The 23272-nt window shown below is 68.0% G+C and carries 29 protein-coding genes and 2 tRNA genes; 15 read left to right on the forward strand and 16 right to left on the reverse strand.

What is annotated here, in order from left to right:
* Positions 1–11: 11 nt before the first annotated feature.
* The 7 genes from NZH93_RS05845 to NZH93_RS05875 all read left to right on the forward strand — a co-directional run bounded on the left by NZH93_RS05845 (position 12) and on the right by NZH93_RS05875 (position 5843).
* Entirely contained in the window at positions 12–1097 is a 1086-nt protein-coding gene (locus tag NZH93_RS05845) for a sensor histidine kinase (protein ID WP_259621868.1), read from the forward strand.
* Positions 1094–1699 carry a response regulator transcription factor gene (locus NZH93_RS05850; protein ID WP_259621869.1) on the forward strand — a complete coding sequence of 202 codons (606 nt, stop codon included), beginning with the start codon at positions 1094–1096 and terminating at the stop codon, positions 1697–1699. The genes NZH93_RS05845 and NZH93_RS05850 overlap by 4 nt, the downstream gene beginning before the upstream one ends.
* An 18-nt stretch (positions 1700–1717) precedes the next feature.
* On the forward strand, positions 1718–2362 hold the full coding sequence (locus NZH93_RS05855; protein ID WP_259621870.1) for a YdcF family protein: 645 nt from the start codon (positions 1718–1720) through the stop codon (positions 2360–2362).
* A gap of 13 nt (positions 2363–2375) precedes the next feature.
* Positions 2376–3623, forward strand: a complete 1248-nt coding sequence (locus tag NZH93_RS05860) for a deoxyguanosinetriphosphate triphosphohydrolase (protein WP_259621871.1) — start codon at positions 2376–2378, stop codon at positions 3621–3623.
* A gap of 49 nt (positions 3624–3672) precedes the next feature.
* Positions 3673–4725 carry a serpin family protein gene (locus NZH93_RS05865; RefSeq protein WP_259621872.1) on the forward strand — a complete coding sequence of 351 codons (1053 nt, stop codon included), beginning with the start codon at positions 3673–3675 and terminating at the stop codon, positions 4723–4725.
* 82 nt (positions 4726–4807) lie between these two features.
* On the forward strand, positions 4808–5689 hold the full coding sequence (locus NZH93_RS05870) for a helix-turn-helix domain-containing protein (protein ID WP_259621873.1): 882 nt from the start codon (positions 4808–4810) through the stop codon (positions 5687–5689).
* Entirely contained in the window at positions 5670–5843 is a 174-nt protein-coding gene (locus NZH93_RS05875; protein WP_259621874.1) for a DUF397 domain-containing protein, read from the forward strand. Before NZH93_RS05870 ends, NZH93_RS05875 begins: the two co-directional genes overlap by 20 nt.
* Here NZH93_RS05875 and NZH93_RS05880 read toward each other — a convergent pair.
* The gene (locus NZH93_RS05880; protein ID WP_259621875.1) at positions 5833–6033 is read right to left on the reverse strand and encodes a hypothetical protein; all 201 of its coding nucleotides are present in this window, start codon (positions 6031–6033) and stop codon (positions 5833–5835) included. The genes NZH93_RS05875 and NZH93_RS05880 overlap by 11 nt on opposite strands.
* 159 nt (positions 6034–6192) lie before the next feature.
* Positions 6193–7128 carry an RNA polymerase sigma factor SigJ gene (sigJ, locus tag NZH93_RS05885; protein ID WP_259621876.1) on the reverse strand — a complete coding sequence of 312 codons (936 nt, stop codon included), beginning with the start codon at positions 7126–7128 and terminating at the stop codon, positions 6193–6195.
* A 27-nt stretch (positions 7129–7155) separates the two neighbouring features.
* On the opposite strand from sigJ, the gene dnaG reads away from it, so the two are divergent.
* The 3 genes from dnaG to NZH93_RS05900 are packed head-to-tail and all read left to right on the forward strand — an operon-like array spanning position 7156 to position 10366.
* Positions 7156–9057: a DNA primase gene (gene dnaG / locus NZH93_RS05890; RefSeq protein ID WP_259621877.1), complete on the forward strand. Its 1902-nt coding sequence runs from the start codon at positions 7156–7158 to the stop codon at positions 9055–9057.
* Positions 9058–9570, forward strand: coding sequence for a hypothetical protein (locus tag NZH93_RS05895; RefSeq protein WP_259621878.1), 513 nt, complete (start codon positions 9058–9060; stop codon positions 9568–9570).
* A gap of 46 nt (positions 9571–9616) precedes the next feature.
* On the forward strand, positions 9617–10366 hold the full coding sequence (locus NZH93_RS05900; RefSeq protein WP_259621879.1) for a trans-aconitate 2-methyltransferase: 750 nt from the start codon (positions 9617–9619) through the stop codon (positions 10364–10366).
* Positions 10367–10603: 237 nt separating this feature from the next.
* On the opposite strand, the gene NZH93_RS05905 is transcribed toward NZH93_RS05900, so the two are convergent.
* Positions 10604–10834: a hypothetical protein gene (locus NZH93_RS05905; protein ID WP_259621880.1), complete on the reverse strand. Its 231-nt coding sequence runs from the start codon at positions 10832–10834 to the stop codon at positions 10604–10606.
* 134 nt (positions 10835–10968) lie between these two features.
* Here NZH93_RS05905 and NZH93_RS05910 point away from each other — a divergent pair.
* A tRNA-Asn gene (locus NZH93_RS05910) sits at positions 10969–11040 on the forward strand.
* Positions 11041–11304: 264 nt separating this feature from the next.
* Positions 11305–11379, forward strand: a tRNA-Ile gene (locus NZH93_RS05915).
* 67 nt (positions 11380–11446) lie between these two features.
* Here the strand turns inward: NZH93_RS05915 and NZH93_RS05920 are convergent.
* The 12 genes from NZH93_RS05920 to NZH93_RS05975 all read right to left on the reverse strand — a co-directional run bounded on the left by NZH93_RS05920 (position 11447) and on the right by NZH93_RS05975 (position 18838).
* Positions 11447–12625: a site-specific integrase gene (locus tag NZH93_RS05920; protein WP_259621881.1), complete on the reverse strand. Its 1179-nt coding sequence runs from the start codon at positions 12623–12625 to the stop codon at positions 11447–11449.
* Positions 12625–12804: a helix-turn-helix transcriptional regulator gene (locus tag NZH93_RS05925; protein ID WP_259621882.1), complete on the reverse strand. Its 180-nt coding sequence runs from the start codon at positions 12802–12804 to the stop codon at positions 12625–12627. The genes NZH93_RS05920 and NZH93_RS05925 overlap by 1 nt, the downstream gene beginning before the upstream one ends.
* A complete protein-coding gene (locus tag NZH93_RS05930; RefSeq protein WP_259621883.1) occupies positions 12801–14138 on the reverse strand; it encodes a replication initiator in 1338 nt (445 codons plus the stop codon). Before NZH93_RS05930 ends, NZH93_RS05925 begins: the two co-directional genes overlap by 4 nt.
* Positions 14139–14220: 82 nt before the next feature.
* On the reverse strand, positions 14221–15045 hold the full coding sequence (locus NZH93_RS05935; protein ID WP_259621884.1) for a hypothetical protein: 825 nt from the start codon (positions 15043–15045) through the stop codon (positions 14221–14223).
* A gap of 4 nt (positions 15046–15049) precedes the next feature.
* On the reverse strand, positions 15050–15382 hold the full coding sequence (locus NZH93_RS05940; protein WP_259621885.1) for a hypothetical protein: 333 nt from the start codon (positions 15380–15382) through the stop codon (positions 15050–15052).
* The gene (locus NZH93_RS05945) at positions 15379–15657 is read right to left on the reverse strand and encodes a hypothetical protein (protein ID WP_259621886.1); all 279 of its coding nucleotides are present in this window, start codon (positions 15655–15657) and stop codon (positions 15379–15381) included. Before NZH93_RS05945 ends, NZH93_RS05940 begins: the two co-directional genes overlap by 4 nt.
* Positions 15654–16049: a hypothetical protein gene (locus NZH93_RS05950; RefSeq protein ID WP_259621887.1), complete on the reverse strand. Its 396-nt coding sequence runs from the start codon at positions 16047–16049 to the stop codon at positions 15654–15656. Before NZH93_RS05950 ends, NZH93_RS05945 begins: the two co-directional genes overlap by 4 nt.
* Entirely contained in the window at positions 16046–16264 is a 219-nt protein-coding gene (locus NZH93_RS05955; protein WP_259621888.1) for a hypothetical protein, read from the reverse strand. Before NZH93_RS05955 ends, NZH93_RS05950 begins: the two co-directional genes overlap by 4 nt.
* A 57-nt stretch (positions 16265–16321) precedes the next feature.
* Positions 16322–17623, reverse strand: a complete 1302-nt coding sequence (locus NZH93_RS05960; RefSeq protein WP_259621889.1) for a P-loop NTPase family protein — start codon at positions 17621–17623, stop codon at positions 16322–16324.
* 152 nt (positions 17624–17775) lie between these two features.
* Positions 17776–17961, reverse strand: a complete 186-nt coding sequence (locus tag NZH93_RS05965; RefSeq protein WP_259621890.1) for a hypothetical protein — start codon at positions 17959–17961, stop codon at positions 17776–17778.
* A gap of 1 nt (position 17962) precedes the next feature.
* Positions 17963–18232, reverse strand: a complete 270-nt coding sequence (locus tag NZH93_RS05970; RefSeq protein WP_259621891.1) for a hypothetical protein — start codon at positions 18230–18232, stop codon at positions 17963–17965.
* A gap of 258 nt (positions 18233–18490) precedes the next feature.
* Entirely contained in the window at positions 18491–18838 is a 348-nt protein-coding gene (locus tag NZH93_RS05975; protein WP_259621892.1) for a hypothetical protein, read from the reverse strand.
* 118 nt (positions 18839–18956) lie between these two features.
* Between NZH93_RS05975 and NZH93_RS05980 the strand changes: the two genes are divergently transcribed.
* The 3 genes from NZH93_RS05980 to NZH93_RS05990 all read left to right on the forward strand — a co-directional run bounded on the left by NZH93_RS05980 (position 18957) and on the right by NZH93_RS05990 (position 21733).
* Positions 18957–19781, forward strand: a complete 825-nt coding sequence (locus tag NZH93_RS05980) for a hypothetical protein (RefSeq protein WP_259621893.1) — start codon at positions 18957–18959, stop codon at positions 19779–19781.
* 79 nt (positions 19782–19860) lie between these two features.
* Positions 19861–20586 carry a PP2C family serine/threonine-protein phosphatase gene (locus NZH93_RS05985; protein WP_372506572.1) on the forward strand — a complete coding sequence of 242 codons (726 nt, stop codon included), beginning with the start codon at positions 19861–19863 and terminating at the stop codon, positions 20584–20586.
* Positions 20587–20890: 304 nt separating this feature from the next.
* Positions 20891–21733, forward strand: coding sequence for a hypothetical protein (locus NZH93_RS05990; RefSeq protein ID WP_259621895.1), 843 nt, complete (start codon positions 20891–20893; stop codon positions 21731–21733).
* 671 nt (positions 21734–22404) lie between these two features.
* On the opposite strand, the gene NZH93_RS05995 is transcribed toward NZH93_RS05990, so the two are convergent.
* Positions 22405–23259 (reverse strand): SDR family oxidoreductase, encoded by an 855-nt coding sequence (locus NZH93_RS05995; protein ID WP_259621896.1) that lies wholly within the window; start codon positions 23257–23259, stop codon positions 22405–22407.
* Positions 23260–23272 lie beyond the last annotated feature (13 nt).

Raw genomic sequence — 23272 nt, forward strand, 5'->3', positions numbered from 1 at the left:
CCGTGAGCGGTGTGGTCGATCGGTTCTGGAGCGGGACGTCCCGCTGGATCCTCGTCGGTCTGGTGTTCCTCGGGCTCTACGTCCCGGTGGTGGTCTACCAGGTCGCCACCGGGGACCGTCCGCTGTGGTCGCGGGTCCTGCTGATCACCGGACTGGTGGTCTACTCGGCGGGCTGGCTCGCGATGCCCTACCTGGTCTGGGTCGACAAGGACGTCCGGACCCGGCTGATCGGCAGCCTCGCCCTCACCGCGCTCGGCCTGGCGGTGGTCTTCGGGCTCGGACTGGGCTCGGCCGGGCTCATGGTCTACGTGATGTCCGCGACCGCGATGATCCTGCCGTTCGTCCACGCCGTGGTCATCGACGGCTCCGTGCTGGCCCTGCTGGTCGTCTCGTCCTACCTGTTCGGGGAGATCGGGTCGGACTTCGACCAGTTCGGCACGCTGCTCTCGGTCTCGTTCGGGATGATGTTCATGGGCCGGATGCTGCGCGCCAACGCCGAACTGCGGAAGGCCCGCGACGAGATCGCCGCGCTGGCCGTGGCCGAGGAGCGCCACCGGCTGGGCCGCGACCTGCACGACATCCTCGGCCACAGCCTCACCACGATCACCGTGAAGGCCGGTCTCGCCCGGCGCGTCCTGGAGAGCTCCGGCGACGTCCGGCGGGCGCGGGAGGAGATCCGCGAGGTGGAGGACCTGGCCCGGCAGGCGCTGGGGGACGTCCGCGCCACCGTGTCCGGCTACCGGCAGGTGTCACTGTCGGCGGAGGTCGTGGGCGCGCGGGCCGTGCTGCGCGCGGCGGGCGTCGAACCCGACCTGCCGCACGCGGTCGACAACGTCCGGCCGGAACTCCAGGAGGTGTTCGGGTACGTGGTGCGGGAAGGCGTGACGAACGTGCTGCGGCACGCCCGCGCGACGCGCTGCGAGGTGCGGCTGGGCGACACGTGGCTGGAGATGCGCGACGACGGCCGCGGCGCGGGCGACGCCCCGGCGGGCGGTGGGCTCAGCGGTCTGGCCGAACGGCTGGGCCAGGTCGGTGGGAAGCTGGCCGCCGGTCCGCTGCCCGACGGCGGGTACCTGCTCAGGGCGGAGGTCTCGTGATCCGGGTGCTGGTGGCCGACGACCAGGCGCTGGTGCGCGGAGCGCTGGCCGCGATGCTGGGGCTGGAGACCGACATCGAGGTCGTCGCCCAGGTGGGGTCCGGCGACGAGGTCGTCGACGCGGCCCGGCTGCACCGCGCCGACGTGGCGCTGCTCGACGTGCAGATGCCCGGCAAGGACGGCCTGACCGCCGCCGCGGACCTGCGGGCCGCCGTGCTGGGCTGCCGCGTCATCGTCTGCACCACGTTCGGCCGCCCCGGCTACCTGGCCAGGGCGATGGCCGCGGGCGCGTCCGGTTTCGTGGTGAAGGACGCCCCGCCGGAGCAGCTCGTCGACGCGGTTCGCCGCGTGCACGCCGGTCTGCGGGTCGTGGACCCGGTGCTGGCGGCCGAATCCCTGGCCAGCGGGGCCAGCCCGTTGACCGAGCGGGAACGCGACGTGCTGCTCCGCGCGCAGGACGGCGGCACCGTGTCGGACCTGGCCAGGGCCCTGCACCTGTCCGACGGCACGGTGCGCAACCACCTGTCGTCGGCCATCGGCAAGACCGGCGCGCGCACGAGGGCGGAAGCCGTGCGGCTGGCCGAAGAACACGGGTGGCTCTGATTCTGGGACTATGAACGCGTGCCCCTCACTCCTCTCGCCAGACTCACGCGGTTGTTGCTGCGCACGGTGCTCGGCGGACTGGTGATCACCGCGCTCGTGGTCGGCGGCACCGCCTTCCGGGTGTGGCAGGTGGCCAGGGACGACGACCGCACGCACGCGGACATGGCCGTCGTGCTCGGCGCCGCCCAGTACAACGGCGTTCCGTCCGAGGTGCTCGAAGCCCGGTTGGAGCACGCCCGCAAGCTGTACGAGCAGGGCGTCGTCAGCTACATCGTCACCACCGGGGGCCGCCAGACCGGTGACAACTTCACCGAGGGCCAGGCGGGCAAGATCTGGCTGGTCGACCACGAGGTGCCGGAGGACCGGATCGTCGAGGTCGGCGAGGGCAACGACACGCTCGGCAGCATCCGCGCGCTCGGCGTCGCCGCCCGCGAGCGCAACCTCAAGACCGCCGTCATCGTCAGCGACCCGTGGCACTCGCTGCGCGCCCGCACGATGGCCGAGGACGAGGGCCTGGACGCGTGGCCGTCGCCCACGCGCAGCGGGCCGAACGTGCAGACCAGGGAAACCCAGTTGTTCTACATCCGCCGCGAGACCGCCGCGCTGCTGTACTACCACCTGATGAAGGCGCCCGCCGGAGCCTTCGACGGCATCACGCTCTGACTACTCTGACCGGATGAGCCAGGGTTACTCGGACCGCGACGCCGCTCGGCTGGTCGAGGAGGAGCCGAAGGGCGCGTCGCTGACGGGTGGCTTCGGCGAGCACCGCACCCCGTACGCCAGGGACCGGGCCCGCGTCCTGCACTCGGCCGCGCTGCGCCGCCTCGCGGGCAAGACCCAGGTCGTCGGGCCGGGGGAGGGCTCCGGCGTGCCGCGCACCCGGTTGACGCACTCGCTGGAGGTCGCCCAGATCGGCCGCGGCATCGGCGAGGCGCTGGGCTGCGACCCGGACGTCGTCGACACCGCCGGTCTCGCCCACGACATCGGGCACCCGCCGTTCGGCCACAACGGTGAACGCGCCCTGCACGCCCTCGCGGGCCCGTGCGGCGGCTTCGAGGGCAACGCCCAGACGCTGCGCATCCTCACCCGTCTGGAACCCAAGACGGCGAGCGGCCTCAACCTGACCCGCGCCTGCCTGGACGCCTCCACCAAGTACCCGTGGCCGCACACGCCCGGCGTGACCAAGTTCGGCGTCTACCCGGACGACCTCGCCGTGTTCGAGTGGATGCGCGAGGGCGCCCCGGCCCGCCGCAGCCCGATGGAGACCCAGGTCATGGACTGGGCCGACGACGTCGCCTACTCGGTGCACGACGTCGAGGACGGCGTGCTCGCCCACCGGATCAGCCTCACCGCGCTGGTCGACCCGTCCGAGCGCGCCGCCGTCGCCGAACTCGCCGCGAAGCACTTCTCCACCGAGCCGGTGTCACAACTGGAGGAGGCCGCCCGCGAACTCCTCCGCCTGCCGGTGGTCGCCGACCTCGCCCACGCCGAGTACGACGGGTCGCTGGGCGCGCAGGTGGCGTTGAAGCGCCTGACCAGCGAACTCGTCGGCCGGTTCGCCTCCGCGGCCGTCACGGAGACCCGCGAGCGGCACGGCGACGGCCCGCTGACCCGCTACACCGCCGACCTCGCCGTGCCCCGGCTGGTCGCCGCGGAGGTCGCGCTGCTCAAGGCGGTCGCCGTCCGCTACGTGATGTCGGACCCCGTGCGGCTGACCATGCAGGTCCGGCAGCGCGAGCTGATCACCGAACTGGTGGCCGCCCTGTCCGATCGCGGGCCGGACGCGCTGGACCCCGGTTTCGTGCCCGCGTGGGACGCCGCGGCCGACGACGCCGCCCGGCTGCGCGTGGTGGTCGACCAGGTGGCGCTGCTGACGGACGCGGAAGCCGTGGCGTGGCACGGGAAGCTCGGGTCGGGGCGCTGACGGTCCCGCGGTGGCAGACTCGACCGGGTCCCCTGCCTTGAGGAGTCCCGTGACCGAGCACCTCGCGTTCACCCTTGCCCTGCACGACGTCCTCGCCGCCGACCGGACGGCGAACGCCTGCTGGTCGCCGTACTCCGTGGCCAGCGCTCTCGGCCTGGCCTCCCTGGCGGCCAAGGGCGAGACCCGCGACCAGATCGTCGCGCTCCTCGGCGAGGACAACGCCGAGCTGCTGGCGGGGAGCGTGCCGAACGACGAGGCGGTGTTCGCCGTGGCCAACACGCTGTGGGCCGCCGAGGGCGTCGAGATCGTGCCCGGCTTCACCAAGGGCCTGGCGACGTGGCCGGGGGGCCGGTCGCGGCAGGCACCCTTCGAGACGGACCCGGAGAGCGCCCGCAAGCTGATCAACGCGGACGTGGCCGACACGACGAACGACCTCATCCCCGAGCTGATCAAGTCCGGCCAGGTCGGCACGGACACCGTCGCCACCCTGGTCAACGCCCTGTACCTGAAGACCGCCTGGCTGGGCACGTTCTCCGACACCGCGCCGCTGCCGTTCCACGCGCCTGCCGGTGCCGTCGAGGTGCCCACGATGCGCCGCGAGGCGAAGATGCGGCACGCCGCCGTCGACGGCTGGCAGGCCGTGTCGCTGCCCGCGCACGGCGAGGTGGAGGCGGTCGTCCTGCTCCCGGACGGCGATCTGGCGGCGCTGACCCCGGACCGGCTGGAGGCGCTGGTCGGGGCGCTGGAGTTCCGCCAGGTGGAGCTGTTCCTGCCGAAGCTCGCCCTCACCGCGTCCGAGACCCTCAAGTCCGTGTTCACCCGATTGGGCGTCACGAGGCTGTTCGAGCCCGACGGCGACCTGACCGGCCTGACCCCCGACCCGCGCGTGCTGGTCGACGACATCGTCCACGAGGCCGTCCTCAAGATCGACGAGGAAGGCCTCGAAGGCGCCGCCGCGACCGCCGTCGTGTTCCGGTCGGTCGCGTTCGAGGGTTACGTCGAGCCGCACACCGTGCGCGTGGACCGCCCGTACGTCCTCCTCGTGCGGCACGCGGGCACGGGCGCCGTCTACTTCCTCGCGCAGGTCGTAGATCCATCCTGACTGGTGATCAAGTCGTCCTTCGATAGTGGGGTTTCCGGCCTGAAAGGGCGAAAAGGCTGATCAGACGGCCTAGCGTCACAGCATGACGAGCACGGACTCCACGGCGTCCAGTCGGGAACTGGGTGAGGAGCTGCGGCGGCTGCGCGACCTGACCGGCTTGGACGGCGCCCTGCTGGCCGACCGGCTCGGCTGGCACGCGACCACGCTCGCGCAGGTGGAACTCGGGCGGGCGCGCATCGGTGAACTGGACCTGCTGCGCCTGCTCGTCCACTGCGGCCTGGAGCGCACGGCGATCGACGGGTTCGTCGCGCGCCACCAGTCGGCGGTCGAGCCGTACCTGTCGCGGCCCGGCTGCGACCGGCTGCCGGAGAACCTGCGGGCGCTCACGCTCGCCGAGGCGGGTGCCGTGGCCATCACCAGCTTCGACCTCGCGACCATCCCCGGCCTGCTCCAGACCGAGGACTACGCGCGGGCGCTGCTCGACCAGCTCGGGCTCACGGCCCCGGACGAGATCACGCCCGCCGTGCGCGCCCGGATCGGCCGCCAGGCGATGCTGCGGCCGTACTCGGGGCCGATCTGCACGTTCTACATCCACGAGAACGCGCTGAGGATGAGGGTCGGCGGCGACCGGGTGATGGAGGACCAGTTGCTGCGGCTGATCTTCCAGGCCACCAGCGCCCGCTGCGTCATCCGGATCGTGCCCGCCTCCGTCGGCGGCGCGGGCGCGCTCAGCGCCGGGTGCAAGCTGATCGAGTACCCGGACACGGTGCCGCTCGTCTACACCGAGACCGAGATGACCAGGTCGTTCTCCACGGAGCCGCAGGCCATCGCCCGGAGTCAGCTCATCTTCGAACGCCTCGCGGTGTTCTCCGTCCCCCGGCAGGAGTCGCGCACGCTGATGATGGAGTACATGGCCGAGTACGACCGGCCTCGGGAGGGCGACGATGACCCGGAGCTGGCGTAAGAGCAGCCGCAGCGGCGGCATCGCGGACAGCGACTGCGTCGAGGTCTCGTTCGCGGGCGACGTCGCCGTCCGCGACTCGAAGAACGCGCGGGGCCCGGTGCTCCTGTTCCCGCCCGCGCGGTGGCGTTCCTTCCTGCGCCGCGTCAGTCGGTAGCCGCGTCCGGCATCCTCAGGTGCAGCCGCATCCCCTGGCCGCGTTCACCCGGCAGCGCGCATAGCAGCAGCGTCCCGGACTTCCCGTGGCGCACCTGCACGGCGCACGAGTCGCCCGCCAGCAGGGTGCCCGCCAGGAGTCCGGCGGCTTCGGGGTCGAGATCGAGGGTGAAGCCCTTCGACATGGTCATTGCTGGACCGTAGGGCTTTCCCGCCGGTCTCATCAGTCACCCGGTGGGGTCACGTTTGGCGTGTTGACCCCGATCGGGGTCCGGGTCGGCCCGTGTCCAGGGCCCCCGGCGGCGGTGAACCGGCTGATCAGGGCCGTGCCGGGGCTCCTGGGGCGACCGTCAGGACCCGAACGGCACGTGGCCGATCTTGTCCGGGTTCGCCAGGTCGTAGATCGCCACGACCCGCCCGTCGCGCACGACCACGGCGTCGACCCGGCGGGGGAGCACCTGCCCGGTGCCGCCCGCGGGGGAGTCCGGGATGGCCAGCCCGAGGTCGCCGTTCACCAGCGCCACGACACCCACCTCGGCGGGGTCGACCCGGTACTTGGCGACCAGGCCGAGCAGGAAGCGCGCCACCTTGTCCGCGCCCACGATCCGGTTGACCGCCGTGCGGACCTTGCCGCCGCCGTCGCCGACCACCACGGCGTCCGGGTGCAGCACGTCGATCACGGCCCGCACGTCACCGGTCGCCAGCGCCGCGAGGAACCGCTCCAGGACCACCCGCTGCTCCGCGAGCGCGACCCGCGGCGGCGGGTCCGCGTCGGCCAGCGCCCTGCGACCCCGTGACGCGTGCTGCCGCGCGGTCGGCACTGAGCAGCCCAGCGCCTCGGCGATCTCGTCGAACGGCATCGCGAACGCGTCGTGCAGCACGAACGCGACCCGCTGCTCGGGGGAGAGCCGGTCGAGCACGACCAGCGCCGCCAGCCGCACGCCGTCGTCGCGCACCACGTGGTCCAGCGGGTCCTCACCGGTCGAGGTGAGCGACGTCACGACGGGTTCCGGCAGCCACGACCCGACGTAGGACTCGCGCCGCACGGCCGCCGACCGCAGCCGGTCCAGGCAGATCCGGCCGACCACCGTCGTCAGCCACCCGCGCAGGTCGCGGATGTCCTCGCGGGCGGTCTCCGACAGCCCCGCCAGGCGGAACCACGACTCCTGCACCGCGTCCTCGGCGTCGGCCACGCTGCTGGTCAGCCGGTAGGCCACGCCGATCAGGTGCGCGCGGTGCCCGGTGAACGTCCTCGCCAGCAACTGGTCGGCAGCGGTCACGAGCACCAGTGTGCCAGCACTAGACTCGACGACGTGGCAGGACGCATCCGTGAAAGCGACATCGCGCTGGTGCGTGACCGCAGCCGAATCGACGAGGTCGTCGGCGACCACGTCTCGCTGCGCAGCGCGGGCGGCGGCTCGCTGAAGGGCCTGTGCCCGTTCCACGACGAGAAGTCGCCGTCGTTCAACGTCCGGCCGTCGCACGGCACCTACCACTGCTTCGGCTGTGGCGAGGGCGGCGACGTGATCAAGTTCGTCATGAAGGTCGACCACCTCGGCTTCATTGAGGCGGTCGAGCGGCTGGCGGACCGCGTGGGCGTCACGCTGGTCTACGAGGGCGGCGGCTCCGCCGTCCAGCGCGACCGCGGCACCCGCACCCGGATGATCGAGGCGCACCGCGCCGCGGCCGACTACTACCTGGAGCAGCTCCGCACGCCGGACGCGCTGAAGGCGCGGGAGTTCCTGGCCGAGCGCGGCTTCGACGAGGCCGCCGCCGCGATGTTCGGCTGCGGCTTCGCGCCCAGCGGCTGGGACAAGCTGACCAAGCACCTCCTCGGCCGCGGCTTCGAGCTGGACGAGCTGCTCAAGGCCCAGCTCGTCAAGGAGGGCCGCCAGGGGCCGATCGACCGGTTCCACCGCAGGCTGCTGTGGCCGATCCGCGACATCAGCGGCGACGTCGTCGGCTTCGGCGCGCGCCGGATCTTCGAGGACGACCCGATCCAGGCGAAGTACCTCAACACCAGCGAGAGCCCGATCTACAAGAAGTCCCACGTGCTGTTCGGCCTGGACCTGGCGAAGAAGGAGATCGCGCGGCGGCACCAGGTCGTGGTGGTCGAGGGCTACACCGACGTGATGGCCATGCACCTCGCGGGCGTGCCGACGGCCGTGGCGTCGTGCGGCACCGCGTTCGGCACCGACCACATGAACCTGTTGCGGCGCCTGCTGATCGACGACGACATGAACGGCGAGGTGATCTTCACCTTCGACGGCGACGCGGCGGGCCAGAAGGCCGCCATGAAGGCGTTCGAGGGCGAGCAGAACTTCTCCGCGCAGACGTACATCGCCATCGCGCCGGACGGCATGGACCCGTGCGAACTGAGGCAGGACAAGGGTGACGTGGCCGTGCGCGACCTCGTGGCCCGGCGCACCCCGCTGATCGAGTTCGCCGTCCGCACGCAGCTCAAGGAGTACGACCTCGACTCGGTCGACGGCCAGGTCGAGGCGCTGCGCAAGACCGTTCCGCTGGTCGCGCAGATCAAGGACCGGGCCAAGCGCGACGGCTACGCGACCAAGCTCGCCTGGTGGGTCGGCTGGAACGACGAGGCCGCGATCGTCCGCCGCGTCCGCGAAACCGCGGGCGGGGGTCCGGCGCCCGCCAAGCAGCAGCGCCGTTCCGCGCCCCCCGAGGTCGACCCGTACCAGGCCGCGATGCCCGTCCAGGTCACCCGCCGCCCGGACAAGCGCGACCCCAGGCTGTGGCACCAGCGCGAGGCGCTGAAGTCCGCGCTCCAGGTGCCCGAGCTGGCGGGCCCGTACTACGACGCGCTGCCGGACGAGGTGTTCAGCCACCCGATGTACTTGGCGCTGCACCACGCCATCCGCGACGCGGGCGGCGCCTCGTGCGGCCTGTCCGGTCCCGCGTTCGTCGAGGCCGTCAGCCAGGCGTGCCAGGAGGACTCCGGCCGGTCCGTCCTCACCGAACTGGCGGTGGAACCGTTGGAGTGCAAGCCGAACGACGAGTTCCGACACGTCTCCGCGGTGCTCGCGCGGTTGCAGCAGATCCTCGTCTTCGGCCAGATCTCCGAGATCAAGTCCAGGCTGCACCGCATCTCGCCGGTGCAGGACCCGGACGAGTACCGCGCCCTGTTCGGCGACCTCGTGGCGCTGGAGGAGTACCACAAGGCGTTGGGCCAACAGGCTGTTGGAGGCCTTTAGATGTTGAACGCCCTGTGGCGCAAGCTGTTCAAGCAAGGCCTGCCCGCCGACTTCACCGGTTCCCTCGACGGCGAGGAGGCCGTGCTGGCCCACGCCGCCGTCCGCGGCGGCGGGTACCTCGTGGCGACATCACTCGGCCTCTGGCTGCCCGGTCCCAGGCGCGTCGGCTGGCACCTGATCAGCAAGGCGACCTGGGGCGGCAGCGCGCTCGCGGTCGTGGAGGCGGAGGAGGACGGCGAGGCCGGTGACGCCATGCTCCTGCGCGACCTGCCACCGCAGCGGTTCACGCTGGAGGAGCCCGGCAAGATCCCCCAGGTCGTGCACACCAGGGTCACCGGCTCCATCAAGACCAGGCAGCACATCGGCGACGCCTGGTACCTCCAGCGCAAGGTCCCCGGCCGCGGCGGCGTCGTGCTCCAGGTCCGCCCGGACCCGGACGCCGACGTGACCGCCCTCCGCGACATCGCGGCAGGCGTGGCGGCCAAGATGAAGGACCTCAAGCCCTCTGAGTAGTACGCGCGTACTGTTACAGTACAACCGTACTGCTACGGAGGCGCACATGTGGGACCCCACGAAGTACCTGGCTTTCGCCGACCACCGGTCCAGGCCGTTCCACGACCTGGTGGCCAGGATCAACACCCCCACGCCCCGCCGAGTAGTCGACCTGGGCTGCGGCCCCGGCAACCTCACCGAAACCCTGCGCCCCCGCTGGCCGAACGCCACCCTGGAGGCCTTCGACTCGTCCCCGGAAATGGTCGAGGCGGCCCGATCACGCGGCCTGGACGCCCACGTGGCAGACGCCACAGCGTGGTCACCGGCACCCGACACCGACGTCGTGATCACCAACGCCGTCCTCCAGTGGATCCCCACCCACCCGGACCTGCTGCGACGCTGGACGGCCGAACTGCCCACCGGCGCCTGGCTGGCCATGCAGGTACCGGGCAACTTCGAAAGCCCGTCCCACGCCTTGGTCCGCGACCAGATCAAGACCGCCTGGCCGTCCCTCACGGACGTCCTGCGCGACCAAATCCCGGTACTCGATCCGACGGGCTACGCGGACCTCCTGAGCGCCTGCGAGGTGGACGCCTGGGAAACCACCTACCTGCACCGCTTGGAGGGCCCTGACGCCATCCTGGAGTGGATCACCGGCACCGCCCTCCGCCCCATCCGCGCCCGCCTGGACGACCAGGCCTGGACCGCTTTCCGCGCCGAACTGGCCCCCAAGCTCCTCAACGCCTACCCCCCACGCCCGGACGGCACCACCTGGTTCCCGTTCCGCCGCGTCTTCGCAGTAGCCAGGGTCCTCTAGCCACTGCTTCTCCACCCACTCACTCCCCGCCGCAGGCGACCTTCGCTCTTGCCCCTAGATCTCCCGCCACTTCCCGCCGCAGGCGACTTTGCCCTACGCCTTCTCCGCCGCAGGCGACCTTGCCTTCACACGGTCGCCTCCGCCACTCCCCGCCGCAGGCGACCTTCCACCACCTCGGATCCCCCCAGTTACCCCGCCGAAGGCGACCCTTCAACGCCTCCGGCGGGTCCCACGCGCCTACGCCCGCGGGATCACGGACTCACGCCGCGGCGCCTGCCCGTTCGTGTGCGCCCGCTGCCCGAACCCGGTCTTCTCCCCGACCTTGGCCCGAACGATCCCGGCCGCCCCCTGAACAGCGGGGTGATCCGCGAGCCGCCGGTAGGTCCGAACAATCTGGTCATACCGCCCACGTCCGGCCCGCGCACCCAACACGTAACCGACAGCGGCGCCCAGCAGGATGCCCTTCATCGAGGTCTCCTCTCGTGTCGTGCCTGGTCGCACCCATCTTGTCGCATCGGAGGGGGGTGTGTGCGAGCCCCGATCCGGATGCGCTAGAGTTCTCACCTGTCAGGCCGAAGAGGCCAGGCGGAACAACAGAACATTCCCCCTTAGCTCAATGGCAGAGCATTCGACTGTTAATCGAAGGGTTACTGGTTCGAATCCAGTAGGGGGAGCAGTCAGATGGCCCCAGGTCCCCGGACCTGGGGTTTTTCTCGTTCATGACAGCGGGGTACCCACCATCCCCACCCCGCAACCACCGCCCCCACGCGGCACCTTTAGCAACTACACACGATCGAGCGAATTACCCACCACCAGGAGCCCCCAACCACATCGGCCACCGAAGAACCAGAGGTTCTTGAGACGCGCCGAACCCTGATCGGTACTCTCCACAGCGCAGCAGCGCAACCCAACTTCCAGGTGGGCTGCGACACGTGCAAGGGGCAGTAGCTCAGCTGGTCAGAGCAGCGGACTCATAATCCGTCAGGTCGTGGGTTCGAACCCCACCTGCCCCACTCTTTTGCCTGGTCAGCGTACTGCGGGTAGGGAGGCTCAAGATCACCACCCCACCTTTGCCCCACTTTATGGGCGCGACCACCTAACCGATTCCAGTGCGTCCGCCGCTTTTCGGCTGGTCACACGACGCGCCATGTAGACGTCCTGTGTAGTCGACACCTTCGAGTGACCGAGCTGGTCCGCGATCTCCCGCGCCGTGAGTCCGGCCTCATCGAGCAGCGTCGCCACCGATCGGCGGAACGTCCGGAACGTGACCCACGGATACCCGGCCCTCTGCCTGAACTCCCGCCACCTCGCCAGGGTGTTGTGCTTGTCCCGGAGCCCGCCGAGCGTGTTCGGGAAGACCGGACCAGCCAATTCGTCGTGCGGGACCCCGAACTTCTCGGCCAACCGCACCCGCCGTTCCTTCAACATGACGACCAGCCAGCTCGACAACGGCAATGCCCGCTCGGACACGTCGGTTTTCCCGAGGTTGATGGACTGCCCCTCGCCTTTGACGCGGATGACGCTGCCCGCCCAGTCCACCGTGCCCGCGTCGAGGTCGAGGTGGTGCCAGTGGACCGCCAAGCCCTCACCGGTCCGTTCCCCGGTGCCCGCGTACCAGCGAGCCAGGTCCGGCAGGTCGTGGTGAACGGCCACCTCGTCGGAGTCCAGCTTGGACAGCAGATCGGCCAGCTCATCGAACGACAGCGCCCGCGAACGGACCTTCTTACCGCCGTCGAGCCGCTGGATGTCCCGCACCGGGTTGGACGCCAGCGCGCCATGCCGCACCGCGAGCCCGCACACCCCGGACAGGATCGTCCGCACCGTCTTGGCGGTGGACGAGCTGTGGAGCCTCTGCGCCGCCGCCACGACCTTGCCCAGCCGCGGAACGGTCAGCTCCCGAACCCGGAGGTCACCGATCGCGGGCAGCACCAGGCCGTTCAACCGGCTCTCATAGGTCTCCCTGGACGTGGGGGACCGCTTGCCCGCGTCAATCGCCTGCTGGAAGTCCTTGAGCCACACCTCAGCCGCTTCGCGGAACTTCGTGTCCGGCTTGATTCCGTCGGAGTCGACGGGCGTCGTGCGGTCCCTCAGCGCCTCTTTGAGCACTCGGACCGCAGCGGCTTCGGTCTTGCCCAGCCGCTCGACGTCCCGTGTGACCCCGTCGTAGTCCCGGAACTTCGTCCGAGCCCGCCACCCGGTCGCCACCTGGTAGGTCCGGATCTTGCCGTAGGTGCCGAGGGGAAGCGGCTGTCGCGCCATCAGACGAGCCCCGTCGGCAACGACTTGACCCACGCCTGCACGTCCTCGGGCACGAACCGCACGTACTTGCCGACCCGCCGTCCGGGAGGCCCGTAGCCCTTGGTGCGCCACTGGTAGATGGTCTGCTTGGGGATGCCGAGATGGGCGGCAAGTTCCTCGATGCTCCAGAGCTTGGTCATGCTGCTACCTCCCTTTCGTACTTGCGTTGGCGTTGCTGACGTGTGCCCTCGGCTATCGCCGTGGCCAGTTCCCGTTCGGCGTCGGAGTCGTAACCCGAGCCCGTGTACTTCCAGTCGTTGACGACCGTGACCGTCGCCGGGTCCAGGCCGAGCCGGTCGAGGGCTTGCAGGGTGCGGAACGTCCGCCGCTCCCTGCGAATCGCGCCGAAGGTCGTGGAGTAGTGCTTGGACTTCGTCAGGAAGTGCCCGCGGAACCCGAGCATGTGAGCCCACTTCCGCAGGTTCAGCGCCGCGTACTCGGGCAGCTCACCGAGGTCCCAGGCGGTTTGGATCATCCGGCGGTGGTGGGTGGAGATCCGCAGGTGGTCGAGGTGGAGCTGAGACCGGATCGGCTTGTCCACCGCTTCCGACTTGCCCGTCCCCTTGGTGGCGTACTTGGCGACGTAGGCGGCCAGCCGCGATTCACTGATCTCGCCGTTCTCCTCGACCTCGGCGGCCGACGACGGGCGGATGTGGCGGCAGTCCACCTGAGCGCCCCAGCCGAGCTGGAGTGCGGCGCCGCCCGGTCGGGTGGCGCCGAGCTGCACAGCCCGTGCGGCGGCCTGGATGCAGTGCTCCAGGAGTTCAGTGGTCGCCCACCTCGGAGTGGGGTCAGCGGCCCCGTCAGGCCCGTCAACGCGGATCACCGCGTGGAAGTGGACCAGCCCGCGCCGCTGGTACTCGGCGACCTTGGCGTACGACAGCCGAGCGTGCTTCTTGAAGTCGTCGGCACGGTAGCCAGCGGCTTGCGCTAGGGCGCGCTTGAGGTTGCGGATGAACCGGCTCCACAACTCGCCCACGTTGGCCTGCCACAGGATCGAGCCGACGTAGTCGTACGTGAGGTCGTCCACTGCGCCGCCGATGCGCGGGTCATCCGGGTGGTGCCAGCCACCGCAGGCACAGGGGAGGGTCTTCCCGCGGCTGCTCTTGCGTCCGCTGTGGACCTTGCCGAACGAGGGAGCCGTGAGGGTCGCGAACACGCGGGGCTTCTCGGTGACCGTGGTCGGGATGTCCTTGCTGCCACCGGCCAGCCCGGCGTGCATCAGGTGGTAGGCGTCCGCCGCGTACCGGTCCGAGCAGGCCACGCAGACCGAGGCACGCCGGTTGCCACACGGCACGAACACCTTGCCGCCGTGGTGCGCCAGGACCGAGCCCGCCTGGTCGTGAACCTGCCAGGCGCCGAACAGCCGGATCGGTTGAGCACAGCCGTTGATGGCGGTGACCTGGTCGCGCCAGTCGAGGTAGCCAGGGGCTCGAAGGCGCGCGATGATGCGGTCTTCCAGGGTGAACACCACGTACGACCTCCTGTCGGTGGTTGGAGAGACGAAGCGGGGCACGGCCTGGTGGTGGCCGTGCCCCGCTGGTGTGAGGTGGTGACTAGCGCGTGAAGGCGTGCCCGTTGTTGGTGTGCACCTCACGGACGATCTGCTCCGCCATGTCGGCCGAGACCCGGACGGTCGCGCGGACGTCGTCCACGGTGAGCGTGCGGCCCTCAGAGGCGACCTCAGCGGCTTTGGCCTTGATGGCGCTGGTGAGCGATTCCGGCAGCTTGAGCCGGGTCGCGGTGACCAGAGCGGGTGGTGGTGTCGCTGGAGCGAGTTCAGGTCGTGGGGGAGTGGTCTTGGCGGCCCGGTAGGCCTTGAGGATGGCTTCGTTCATCCGTTGCTGGATGACCGGCATGACCTCGGCGACCATGAACACGACCAGCGGCACGATCAGGTGGATGGCGAGGTTGCCGAACTCGAACGCCTTGCCCGTCCCCCAGATCGGCGCGAGGGCGGGCCAGACGTTCATGAACAGCGTCGAGGTCAGCAGGGTCCGTTTGAGCCGCCGGACCCAGACGTCGTCGACGGCCAGGCCGTGGGAGAGCACTTCCGATTCGAAGACCAGGAGCATGATCAGGATTCCGGCCAACATCGGTTCAGCGAGCCAGGCGGCCCACCAAAGCGGGTCGGTGATCGGCCGGTGTCCGGCGAGGAAGTCTTGAACCCCGGCGGTGGTGAACCCGAGGCCGAGGGTGAGGAAGAACCACATGCCCCGCGTGATCGTCCGGCGCTGGCCCTCGATGCGGACCGCGAGCATGTCCGGGTCGTCGACCAAGCCGCGGAGCTGACTGGATTCGGCTTTCTTGCGCCGCAGGTCAACGACTCGTTTCGTGACCCCGGCCGATACGTCGATCTCGTCAGAGTCGTTGTCCTGCAACGGTCTACTCCAGTCCGTTTCCGTAGGTGACCCGGTCGTGAAGCACATGACCGGAGGGGGTGATCTCCAGCTCGTAGGCGTGGACGGGCTCGGCACCGTCCAGGCTGATCGTGTGGCGGTGGCCCAACGTGAACGCGCCCCGCCGCATGAGGACGGCCAGGACCGCCGTCATCGTGGGGTTGATACGTTCCGTCGGGTAGCCCCAGTCGACCCGCCAGCCGCTCTCGCCGGTCTCGTCGTCGGCGAGGTAGATGCGGTGCCGGGCCTGGACCATCACGAAGTCCACCCTGTTGCGCAGATCCTCGGGCGGCCAGGACTCGTCTGAGGTGTCGGTCATCGGGACCGCCGTCCTTCCCTGTGTTCCAGTGAGAGCCGCCGGTAGTGGTCGGCTTCGGAGTCGTGGAGTTGGTAGAGCTTGTGGGCGATCTCGGCGGCTTCCACGGCCTGGCGGTCGGGCAGTTCCCCGTTGTCGTCGGCGTGCCGCAGCACCAGGTCGTTGAACCGCTCCGTCAGCTCCGGAATCGGCCCGTAGAGGGCAGCGGTCTGAGCGCCGGACGACGTGCCGCTCCGCCGAGGTGTGGGGGTCGCGAGGTCGAAGGCGTTGCGGATCATCGGACACCTCGCAGGTGGAACCAGCGGGTGCGGATCTTGCGACCGGCGGTGGTGAGCTTGAACTTGTAGACCTTGCGCCGGATCACCCCTTGGAGCTGCGAGGTGAACTCGCCCTGTTCGGCGAACCGTTGGGAGACAAGGTGTTCCACGATGGTGGTCACGTCGTCGTCGGCGTGGCGGCAATGCCCGTCACCATCGAGCCGAACCACCCGACCGGTCGGGTCGATCTCGCCGTACTTGCCGTCGTGGATGTCATCGAGCACGAGCACCAGGACGTCGGGCTGACCGCCGTATCCGGCCGGGGTGCCACGCTCGACCGCCGGGGCAGGGGTCACCTCGGGCGCGTCGGCGAACAGGTCGAATTGTCCGACGTTCGTGCGCCGCGCGGTCACAACCGTCCGCCGATCCGGTGATTGATCTCCCGCCGGACGAAGTCCCGCAGCGTGAAGAACACCGCCACCGTGCCCAAGCCGGACAGGGCGACGGTCCAGCCGAAGATCTTGCCCATGCCGTCGACCTGGTAGACCACGAACAGCACCGCCGCGACGAGCGCGAGGAACAGCGCGAACCGCCAGGCGGCCCACAGCCGGATACCCAAGTTCCACATGACAACCTCCAGTGATGAGTGAATGTGTTGTGCGGCAACGACTTCCTGTGTTTCTGGCTAGGCGACCGAGCGCAGCGCCGGACGACCGGCGGTGACGAACGCGACGAGATCGCGGATGTCCTGGTCGTCCTGGTAGGAGGCACGCACGCGAAGCGGGGTGCGGGAGCCCTGCTGGACGACGTAGCCGATCCCGGCATGAGCGGGGTCCAGCGGGATCTCGTCGGCGAGCGCACCGCGCAGACGCATCCCGTCGCCCAGGACCATGTCCACCTGGGATTGCGAGGTCACCGACAGGCACACGCGGGAGGTGAACAGCTCCCGGACCGGCACGGTGTCCTTGGTCGGCTCCTGCACGTACCCGCAGACCCCGAACCCGGCAGCCCGGCCCTGCGTCATGATCTCCGCGAGCAGCTTGAGCACCGCTCGGACCTCGGAGGACGGGCCGTAGGCGGTCATCATCCCGAGTTCGTCGATCTGCAACAGCCGCAACGGCGTCGCCACCGACGGCGTGAACTTCCGGACAGCCTGCGCACGCAGCTCCGCCTGACGCTCCTTCAGCTCATCGCGGAAGGCCTCCACGGTCTCCACGGCGTCGTCCCAGATGATGGCCCGGCGGTGGAAGATCGGAGCGCCGACCTCGGTCTCCATCCCCTCTTTGAGGTCGATCACGTCCGCCTGGACGATCCCGTCCCGCAGCAGCGGAGCCATTCCGCGCAACGGCGACCACAGCAGCGAGCCCTTGCCTGACCCGGTGGCACCGGCCACGAACAGGTGCTGGCCGATCAGCGACTGAGTCCAGGCGTTGCCGTACTCGTCGTCGCCCAGCTCGATCGCGGACAGGTCGACCTCGGACGAGTCGTGCGGCAGATCGATCGCGGGGATCGGGTCGGCGTCGAAGGGGTTGGTGCGCTCGATGACCAGCGCGATCACCTGAGGCTTCACCTTCATCACCGCGACCCGCTGAGCCACCAACGCGTGCGCCAGCGCCTCCGCTTTCTCCTCGAACATCGTCGGCGTCTGACCACGGTTGATCCGCACGAACAGCGTGTCGATCGACGGCGACGCCGAGCGGACCTTGATGATCCGGGGCACGACCATGCCATCGGTGCGGCGGTTGATACTGACCAGGTCGCAGTCCAACAGGATGTCCGACCAGCGCCGACCCACGTAGGACAACCACCGACGGCGGAACGCCCGCAGCCGCGGACCGATCAGGTGGTCGAACGAGGCCGGGTGTCCTCGGTACCAGCCGAGCATCCCCACAGCGGCACCTCCGACCATGCCGCCCGTGGTGGTCAGGCCGAGTTCGAGCGCCGACGTGGTGGCAGCAGCGGCCAGCGCGGGCGGAACCGTCACCATGCCGGGGTGACGGAAACCCCACTTGAGAGCGTGGAATTCGATTCCCTGCGTTCGGGTTGGCTTCGGCATTGCTGCCTCCTTATCGGCAGATGAAAACCGGGGACCCAATCAGCGAATTGGCGTGATCGAGCCCCCGGCACGAACGGTGGGGGTTAGTCGAGGTAGGGCTTGACGTCCTCCAGCGCGACGGACAGATGCCCCATCGCGGTGGTGACCTTGTTGAACTTCCCGATGAACCGGTGCCGAGCGAACGGCATCTGATCCATCGCTTCCTTGAGCTGCGTCATCGCGGCGTCGATGTCCGAGGTGACCTGGTTGGTGGCGAAACGAGCAGCCATGTCAGACCCTCCAGCCGCGAGCGATCAGGTCCGCCTCGTACTTCTTGGCGGTCGCGGTCAGGTCCTCGATCACCACAACGGCCTTGTCCGCCAACGACTTCAGGTCGTCCGACGTCGGCAGGCTCCACGCGTCGGTCGGGAGCTTGGAGTCGTCGACCTTGGCGATCGTGCCGCGCACTGAGTCGTCGATGACCCCTTGCAGCAGCGTGATCGCGGTCTTGAACGTGGCGTAGCGCTCTTGCGCCACCTTGTTCACCACTTCTAATGCCACGGTGTGCCCTTTCTTCGGTGGTACGGGAGAGACCAAGACCCCCGGCAACGGATTGGCGATGTCCGGGGATCAAGGAATCTCCCGGTGCGCGAATGGCACCGGAAGAAGGCATAGTTCGGCCCACTATTGAATTCTCAAAGGACAAACGGGATTTCCTCGCTATTGGCGCAATGCCTGCCCCGACGAATCGGAGGGGTTCACTGTCCACAAGGGCCTGACCGCGATGGGCGGTCCACGAGGCGGTCTTGCGACGGCTGATCAGCCGACGGGCTTGAGGCCCTGCGCCTTGAACGCGATGCCGGAGACGGTCTCGCCCCGGTCGTTCTTGAAGCTGTAGGGCGACACGGTCGCGCCGATCAGCTCGACCAGCGAACCGAACTCGAAGTCGTCGCCCTGCGCCGTGGGGTCGGTCGTGAGGGTCACCTTGATCTCCTCACCCTTCTCGCCCTGCGTCTTGGACATCAGCGAGACCACGAACAGCGCGACGCCTTCCCGGTCGGTCACGATCTCTTCAGTCCGGCCGTCGTCGGTCTTGCGGGTCTTCATCACGGGAGCCTCCGTGACGATCAGCTTGTAGCCGCTCAGGTTGACCGGGATGTTCCTCATGGCTTGCCTCCAGTGTGGTTTACCCCCCTAAACGCTTCGGATACTTGGCGTTGTTGAGGGGTCTAAACAGCAAGGTACCCGTCTGGTCTCAGGTCGTCAAGGGGTCTAAACTCCGCGTGTGGAAGAGGACTTCGATGGGCTCCGCACCGACCCGGACCCGATCAGGCGTGGACGACGCGCAACCGACTTGCTGGCCGTCTACCAGCAGCGATCCACAGAACTTGCGCGCATCCGCCGAGCCGCGATCGAGGAAGCCCGTGACTTGCTCGGAGGCAGCTACACCGAGGTCGCGAAGGCGTTCGGGCTGACCAAGGGGCGGATCACGCAGATCCGAGCGACCGCGCCGCCCGCACACCGAGCGTTCTTCGGTGTCGGACCGCTCGCTGTCGCCCTGCCCGGCCGGATCATCCGTGACCGCGACGACGTCGTGATCGCCGCCGAGGACGACAAGACCGGCGCGAACCTGATCAGCGAGTTGGAAAAGCTGTCGTTCATCACTGAGCGGGTCATCATCGATCCCCGCGAGGAATGGGAGCCAACAGGCGACGCGGTGATCGTTTGCGGTCCGGCATCCGCTCACATCGGCCACACCCTTATGTCCCGCGATCCCGTGTTGCGGATGGCCATCGGGGACAACGCCCAGTGGTACCTCGTCGACGAGGTCACGGGTGACCGGTTCTTGTCGCCCCTGGACGAGCCCGACCCGAAGCGCGCGGACCATGCCTACATAGCCCGGCGTAAGCGGGGGAGTCACGTCATCGTGCACATCGCCGGACTGCACGCGCTCGGGTCGGTAGGAGCTGCCCGTTACGTGATGGAGTCGGTTCCCGAGTTGTTCGCCGAGTACGGCGATGAGGAGTTCAGCATGGCGGTGACCACTGAATTCGACGGGCTGATTCCGAAGCAGCCAAAGATCCTGGTGCCGCCTCGAAAGTGGTCGTGACGTGTACCGCGGAGCGGGCCTACCCGGAAGCCGGGGGAGTGGCCAAGACCGATGGGTACAGGTTGGGCACGCAGCCGCGGTGCTCGACGGAGCATCGAGCTTCGGGCCCGCCATCGTCCAGGCCGACGAGTACGTTGATCCGCTCAGTCGACAGCTCGCCCGCCTGTTGCAGAGCGACGATCGCAGCCTGGTGGACGTGCTCCGTGAGGCAATCCGTTCGGTGGCGTCAAGCCTCCAGTTGAAGGCGGGACAGGCGCCGTCATCCACGGTGCTGCTCACGCGTGTGTTGGGCGAACGGTTCGAGGTTTTGGTACTAGGCGACAGCACTGCCATCGTGCACACGAGGACCGGCGGGGAGATTCGGACGACCGACCCACGTTTGTCCGACATAGCCACTGATCTACGTGAGCAATACAGGCAGCGGCTCAAGACGGGTGCGGGGTACGACGGCGACCATCGTGCGATCTTGAGGCAGTTGCAAGCTCAGGAGTTGGGGGAGCGGAACACTCCAGGCGGCTACTGGATTGCGGAAGCGGACGAACGAGCGGCTTCCAACGCGATCGTTCAGTCCTTCGCGCTGTCCGATGTGGACTGGTGTGTGTTGGCGACTGATGGGGCTCAGCGAACGATCGACCACCTTGGCATCCAGTGGGGTGACGTCGCAGGCATGGACGAACCGGCACTGGCTGACTTGCTCGCCATGCTCCACCGCTGGGAAGCCGAGGAAGATCCAAACGGTGCTGACCTACCGCGTCCCAAGCGCCACGATGACAAAGTCGTGGTGACCTGGTCTCCACCGGAGTAGCGCCCTCGCCTCGACACCTGTGTCCAGAGTTTCTTTTCTTCATCAAGGCGGCCCCTGCCGGGGCCGCTCGCGCCGCTCTGCTCATGGCCGCTCGGCAGGCCCAGGGGCCCGGCTCCGCCACCCTGGCCCGCCGACGGCCGGAGGCGCGACCGGCCCCGACAGCCGCCGCAAGGTAATATGATCAAATCGCCAGATAGTTTTCAGCGGAATCCATCGGAGTCTGATCTTTTCGGATCGGATTGTAGAGGACGTGTTGGCGTAAGCTCCTCGGATCATGCTGATGTCACAAGGTCAAGGAAGTTGAATGCTTTTCAGTCGACGCAAGCGTTTGGAACGAATTGCCGAAAAAGAGCGGCAAGGGGAGTCTTTTTGGTCAAATAAGTTCACTGAAAATGTCAGAATTAGAATATTTCACGCATTTGGGGACGCTACCGGGGCCTATACTTTTGCGTGCGCGTCTCTTGCGCGAGATCTCATTTTGCGTGATGAGGGTAAATTTTTTCTTCACAATAATATGTTGAATGAGGCGGAAGACTTCTTTGAGTACATGATGGCATGCGACGATGAAGAAATGCCAATGGTTATTGAGGCCATGTACCAAGGCATGCGCGGAGGTCGTTCAAGTTCGGTTGATCCTTGGGCGTTCACCGAAGTTTTGAAGGATATTTTGCGAGAAGCTCGCGTAAGCTACGAAATGATCAATAATCAGATGGTGGAGTTCACGTCCAGGGAAATGCATGTATCTGTGGTTGCTCCTGTGCTTGAGCTTCTAGCGGGTGACTCGAAGTTGAGGCGAGTCGAAGTTGCGTATCAAGATGCGCTTAAGGAGATTTCTAACGGTGCAGGTGCGGATGCGATAACTGATGCTGGAACGGCCTTGCAAGAGCTTTTGACCTTGCTTGGTTGTGCCGGAAATGCACTTGGTCCTCTGATTAAATCGGCCAAAGCGAATGGATTGATCGCCGCGCATGATGCCCGAATGGTAGACGGTATTGCGTCAATCATGCATTGGGTGTCCGCTGATCGAAGCGAATCAGGTGATGCGCACTCCGCCACCAAAGTTTCTGTGGAGGATGCATGGCTAACGGTCCACGTGGTTGGGGCGCTTATTTTGCGCCTGGCAAATTCGAAATCAAAAAGGTCTTGATCGGTTTCGGTGAAGTGAAAAACTTTGAGTGAATTTCTGTCCTCGCCGGACGGGCAGGGTCTCCGGGATGGTGGGGAGGGCGGGATGCTGCGGTCCGTTCGGAGCCTGGTGCCATCCCGTCGACCTCCACAAGGGCTATCACGTCGTCGCCAGGGGGCAAGCTTGAGCGGTAGCGTGGATGTTGGCAGGGGATGTTGCCCCCTGGCGACGACGTGATCGGGCTGCGCCAGGTCGACGGGATGGCACAGAGGCCCCTCTCTTGTTGAGGCAAGATCAATGCCCCACTTTTGCCCCACAAAATGACGGCAGAGGACCCCGGACGACGGTCTGTGATGGACGGTCGGGTGAGCGGTCGCCGCTGTTGGCGGTAGGTGCCGGAAGTCGTTGGTAGACAACGGGAAAGCGGACCTAGAATCCGTCAGGTCGTGGGTTCGAACCCCACCTGCCCCACCGTTGGTTGGGTTGTGGCTATGGGGCGTTGGGTGGTCGACCGTGCTGGTGTGGGTGTAGCGCGGGATTGTCATCGGTAACGCACAAACCTCCTGTCAGCGCGTCTGTCGAAGTGAGTGTGTGTTCAACCGCCGTGTCGAAGACCGCTGGAGTGCTTGGGGTTTGGCCGGACATGCCGATGGCCGCCCCCGGATGAGGGCGGCCATCGGGACGGTGGGTGGTCAGTTCTTGAGGAGCAGGGCTACCGACTCGCGCAAGGGCGTGGTGGGGTGGCCTGCGAGGGTGCTTAGGTCGTTGGTGGTTGCGGTTAGTTCGCCGTCGGTGATGCCGCGGTCGGAGTCGACGAGGATGGTGGCGAAGCCCTGGGGGATGCCTGCGGATTCCAGGATTTGCTGGTGTTCGCTCGCGGGGACGTTCTGGTACGTGATGGTTTTGCCGGTGGCTGCTGAGAGTTCTGCGGCGAAGTCCGTGTAGCTCCACGGTTCGTCGGCTGCCAGCTCGTACGCCTTGCCCTCGTGGCCGTCCGTGGTGAGGGCGGTTACCGCGGCGTCGGCGTAGTCGGAGCGGGGGGCGGCGCCCAACTTGCCCGTGCCTGCGCTGCCTGCGAAGGAGCCGGTTGCCTGTGCCTGGGCGACCGTGGCGGCGTAGTTCTCGGTGTACCAGCCGTTCCTGAGGAACGTGAAGGGGATGCCGGAGTCGCGGATGGCCTGCTCGGTGGCCTTGTGTTCGGCGGCCAGGAGCATCGTAGTGGTGTCTGCGAACAGGATGCTGGTGTAGAGGAGGTGGCTGACGCCTGCCTGCTTCGCGGCTTCGACCACGGCGGTGTGCTGGGCGACGCGTTGGCCTACCTCGGAGCCGGAGATGAGCAGGACCTTGTCCGCGCCCTGGAACGCGGCGGTCAGGGTGGCTGGGTCGTTGTAGTCGGCCTTCCTGACCTGGACGCCGCGGGCGGTCAGGTCGGTGGCCTTCTCGGGGCTGCGGACGGCGGCGATGATCTCGTTCGCCGGGATCTTCCGCAAGAGGCCCTCCACCACCAAGTTGCCCAGGTGGCCGGTGGCTCCGGTGACGACGATCATGGGTGCTCCCTCG

The organism is Umezawaea endophytica, assembly GCF_025061645.1.
GTDB lineage: Bacteria > Actinomycetota > Actinomycetes > Mycobacteriales > Pseudonocardiaceae > Umezawaea > Umezawaea endophytica.

Coding starts and splice junctions, on each gene's coding strand:
- NZH93_RS05860 (WP_259621871.1), top strand. CDS start 2,376: ATGAGCCAGGGTTACTCGGACCGCGACGCCGCTCGGCTGGTCGAGGAG.
- NZH93_RS05870 (WP_259621873.1), top strand. CDS start 4,808: ATGACGAGCACGGACTCCACGGCGTCCAGTCGGGAACTGGGTGAGGAG.
- NZH93_RS05875 (WP_259621874.1), top strand. CDS start 5,670: ATGACCCGGAGCTGGCGTAAGAGCAGCCGCAGCGGCGGCATCGCGGAC.
- NZH93_RS05880 (WP_259621875.1), bottom strand. CDS start 6,033: ATGACCATGTCGAAGGGCTTCACCCTCGATCTCGACCCCGAAGCCGCC.
- NZH93_RS05895 (WP_259621878.1), top strand. CDS start 9,058: ATGTTGAACGCCCTGTGGCGCAAGCTGTTCAAGCAAGGCCTGCCCGCC.
- NZH93_RS05900 (WP_259621879.1), top strand. CDS start 9,617: ATGTGGGACCCCACGAAGTACCTGGCTTTCGCCGACCACCGGTCCAGG.
- NZH93_RS05905 (WP_259621880.1), bottom strand. CDS start 10,834: ATGAAGGGCATCCTGCTGGGCGCCGCTGTCGGTTACGTGTTGGGTGCG.
- NZH93_RS05920 (WP_259621881.1), bottom strand. CDS start 12,625: ATGGCGCGACAGCCGCTTCCCCTCGGCACCTACGGCAAGATCCGGACC.
- NZH93_RS05925 (WP_259621882.1), bottom strand. CDS start 12,804: ATGACCAAGCTCTGGAGCATCGAGGAACTTGCCGCCCATCTCGGCATC.
- NZH93_RS05940 (WP_259621885.1), bottom strand. CDS start 15,382: ATGACCGACACCTCAGACGAGTCCTGGCCGCCCGAGGATCTGCGCAAC.
- NZH93_RS05945 (WP_259621886.1), bottom strand. CDS start 15,657: ATGATCCGCAACGCCTTCGACCTCGCGACCCCCACACCTCGGCGGAGC.
- NZH93_RS05955 (WP_259621888.1), bottom strand. CDS start 16,264: ATGTGGAACTTGGGTATCCGGCTGTGGGCCGCCTGGCGGTTCGCGCTG.
- NZH93_RS05960 (WP_259621889.1), bottom strand. CDS start 17,623: ATGGTGACGGTTCCGCCCGCGCTGGCCGCTGCTGCCACCACGTCGGCG.
- NZH93_RS05965 (WP_259621890.1), bottom strand. CDS start 17,961: ATGGCTGCTCGTTTCGCCACCAACCAGGTCACCTCGGACATCGACGCC.
- NZH93_RS05975 (WP_259621892.1), bottom strand. CDS start 18,838: ATGAGGAACATCCCGGTCAACCTGAGCGGCTACAAGCTGATCGTCACG.
- NZH93_RS05990 (WP_259621895.1), top strand. CDS start 20,891: ATGCTTTTCAGTCGACGCAAGCGTTTGGAACGAATTGCCGAAAAAGAG.
- NZH93_RS05995 (WP_259621896.1), bottom strand. CDS start 23,259: ATGATCGTCGTCACCGGAGCCACCGGCCACCTGGGCAACTTGGTGGTG.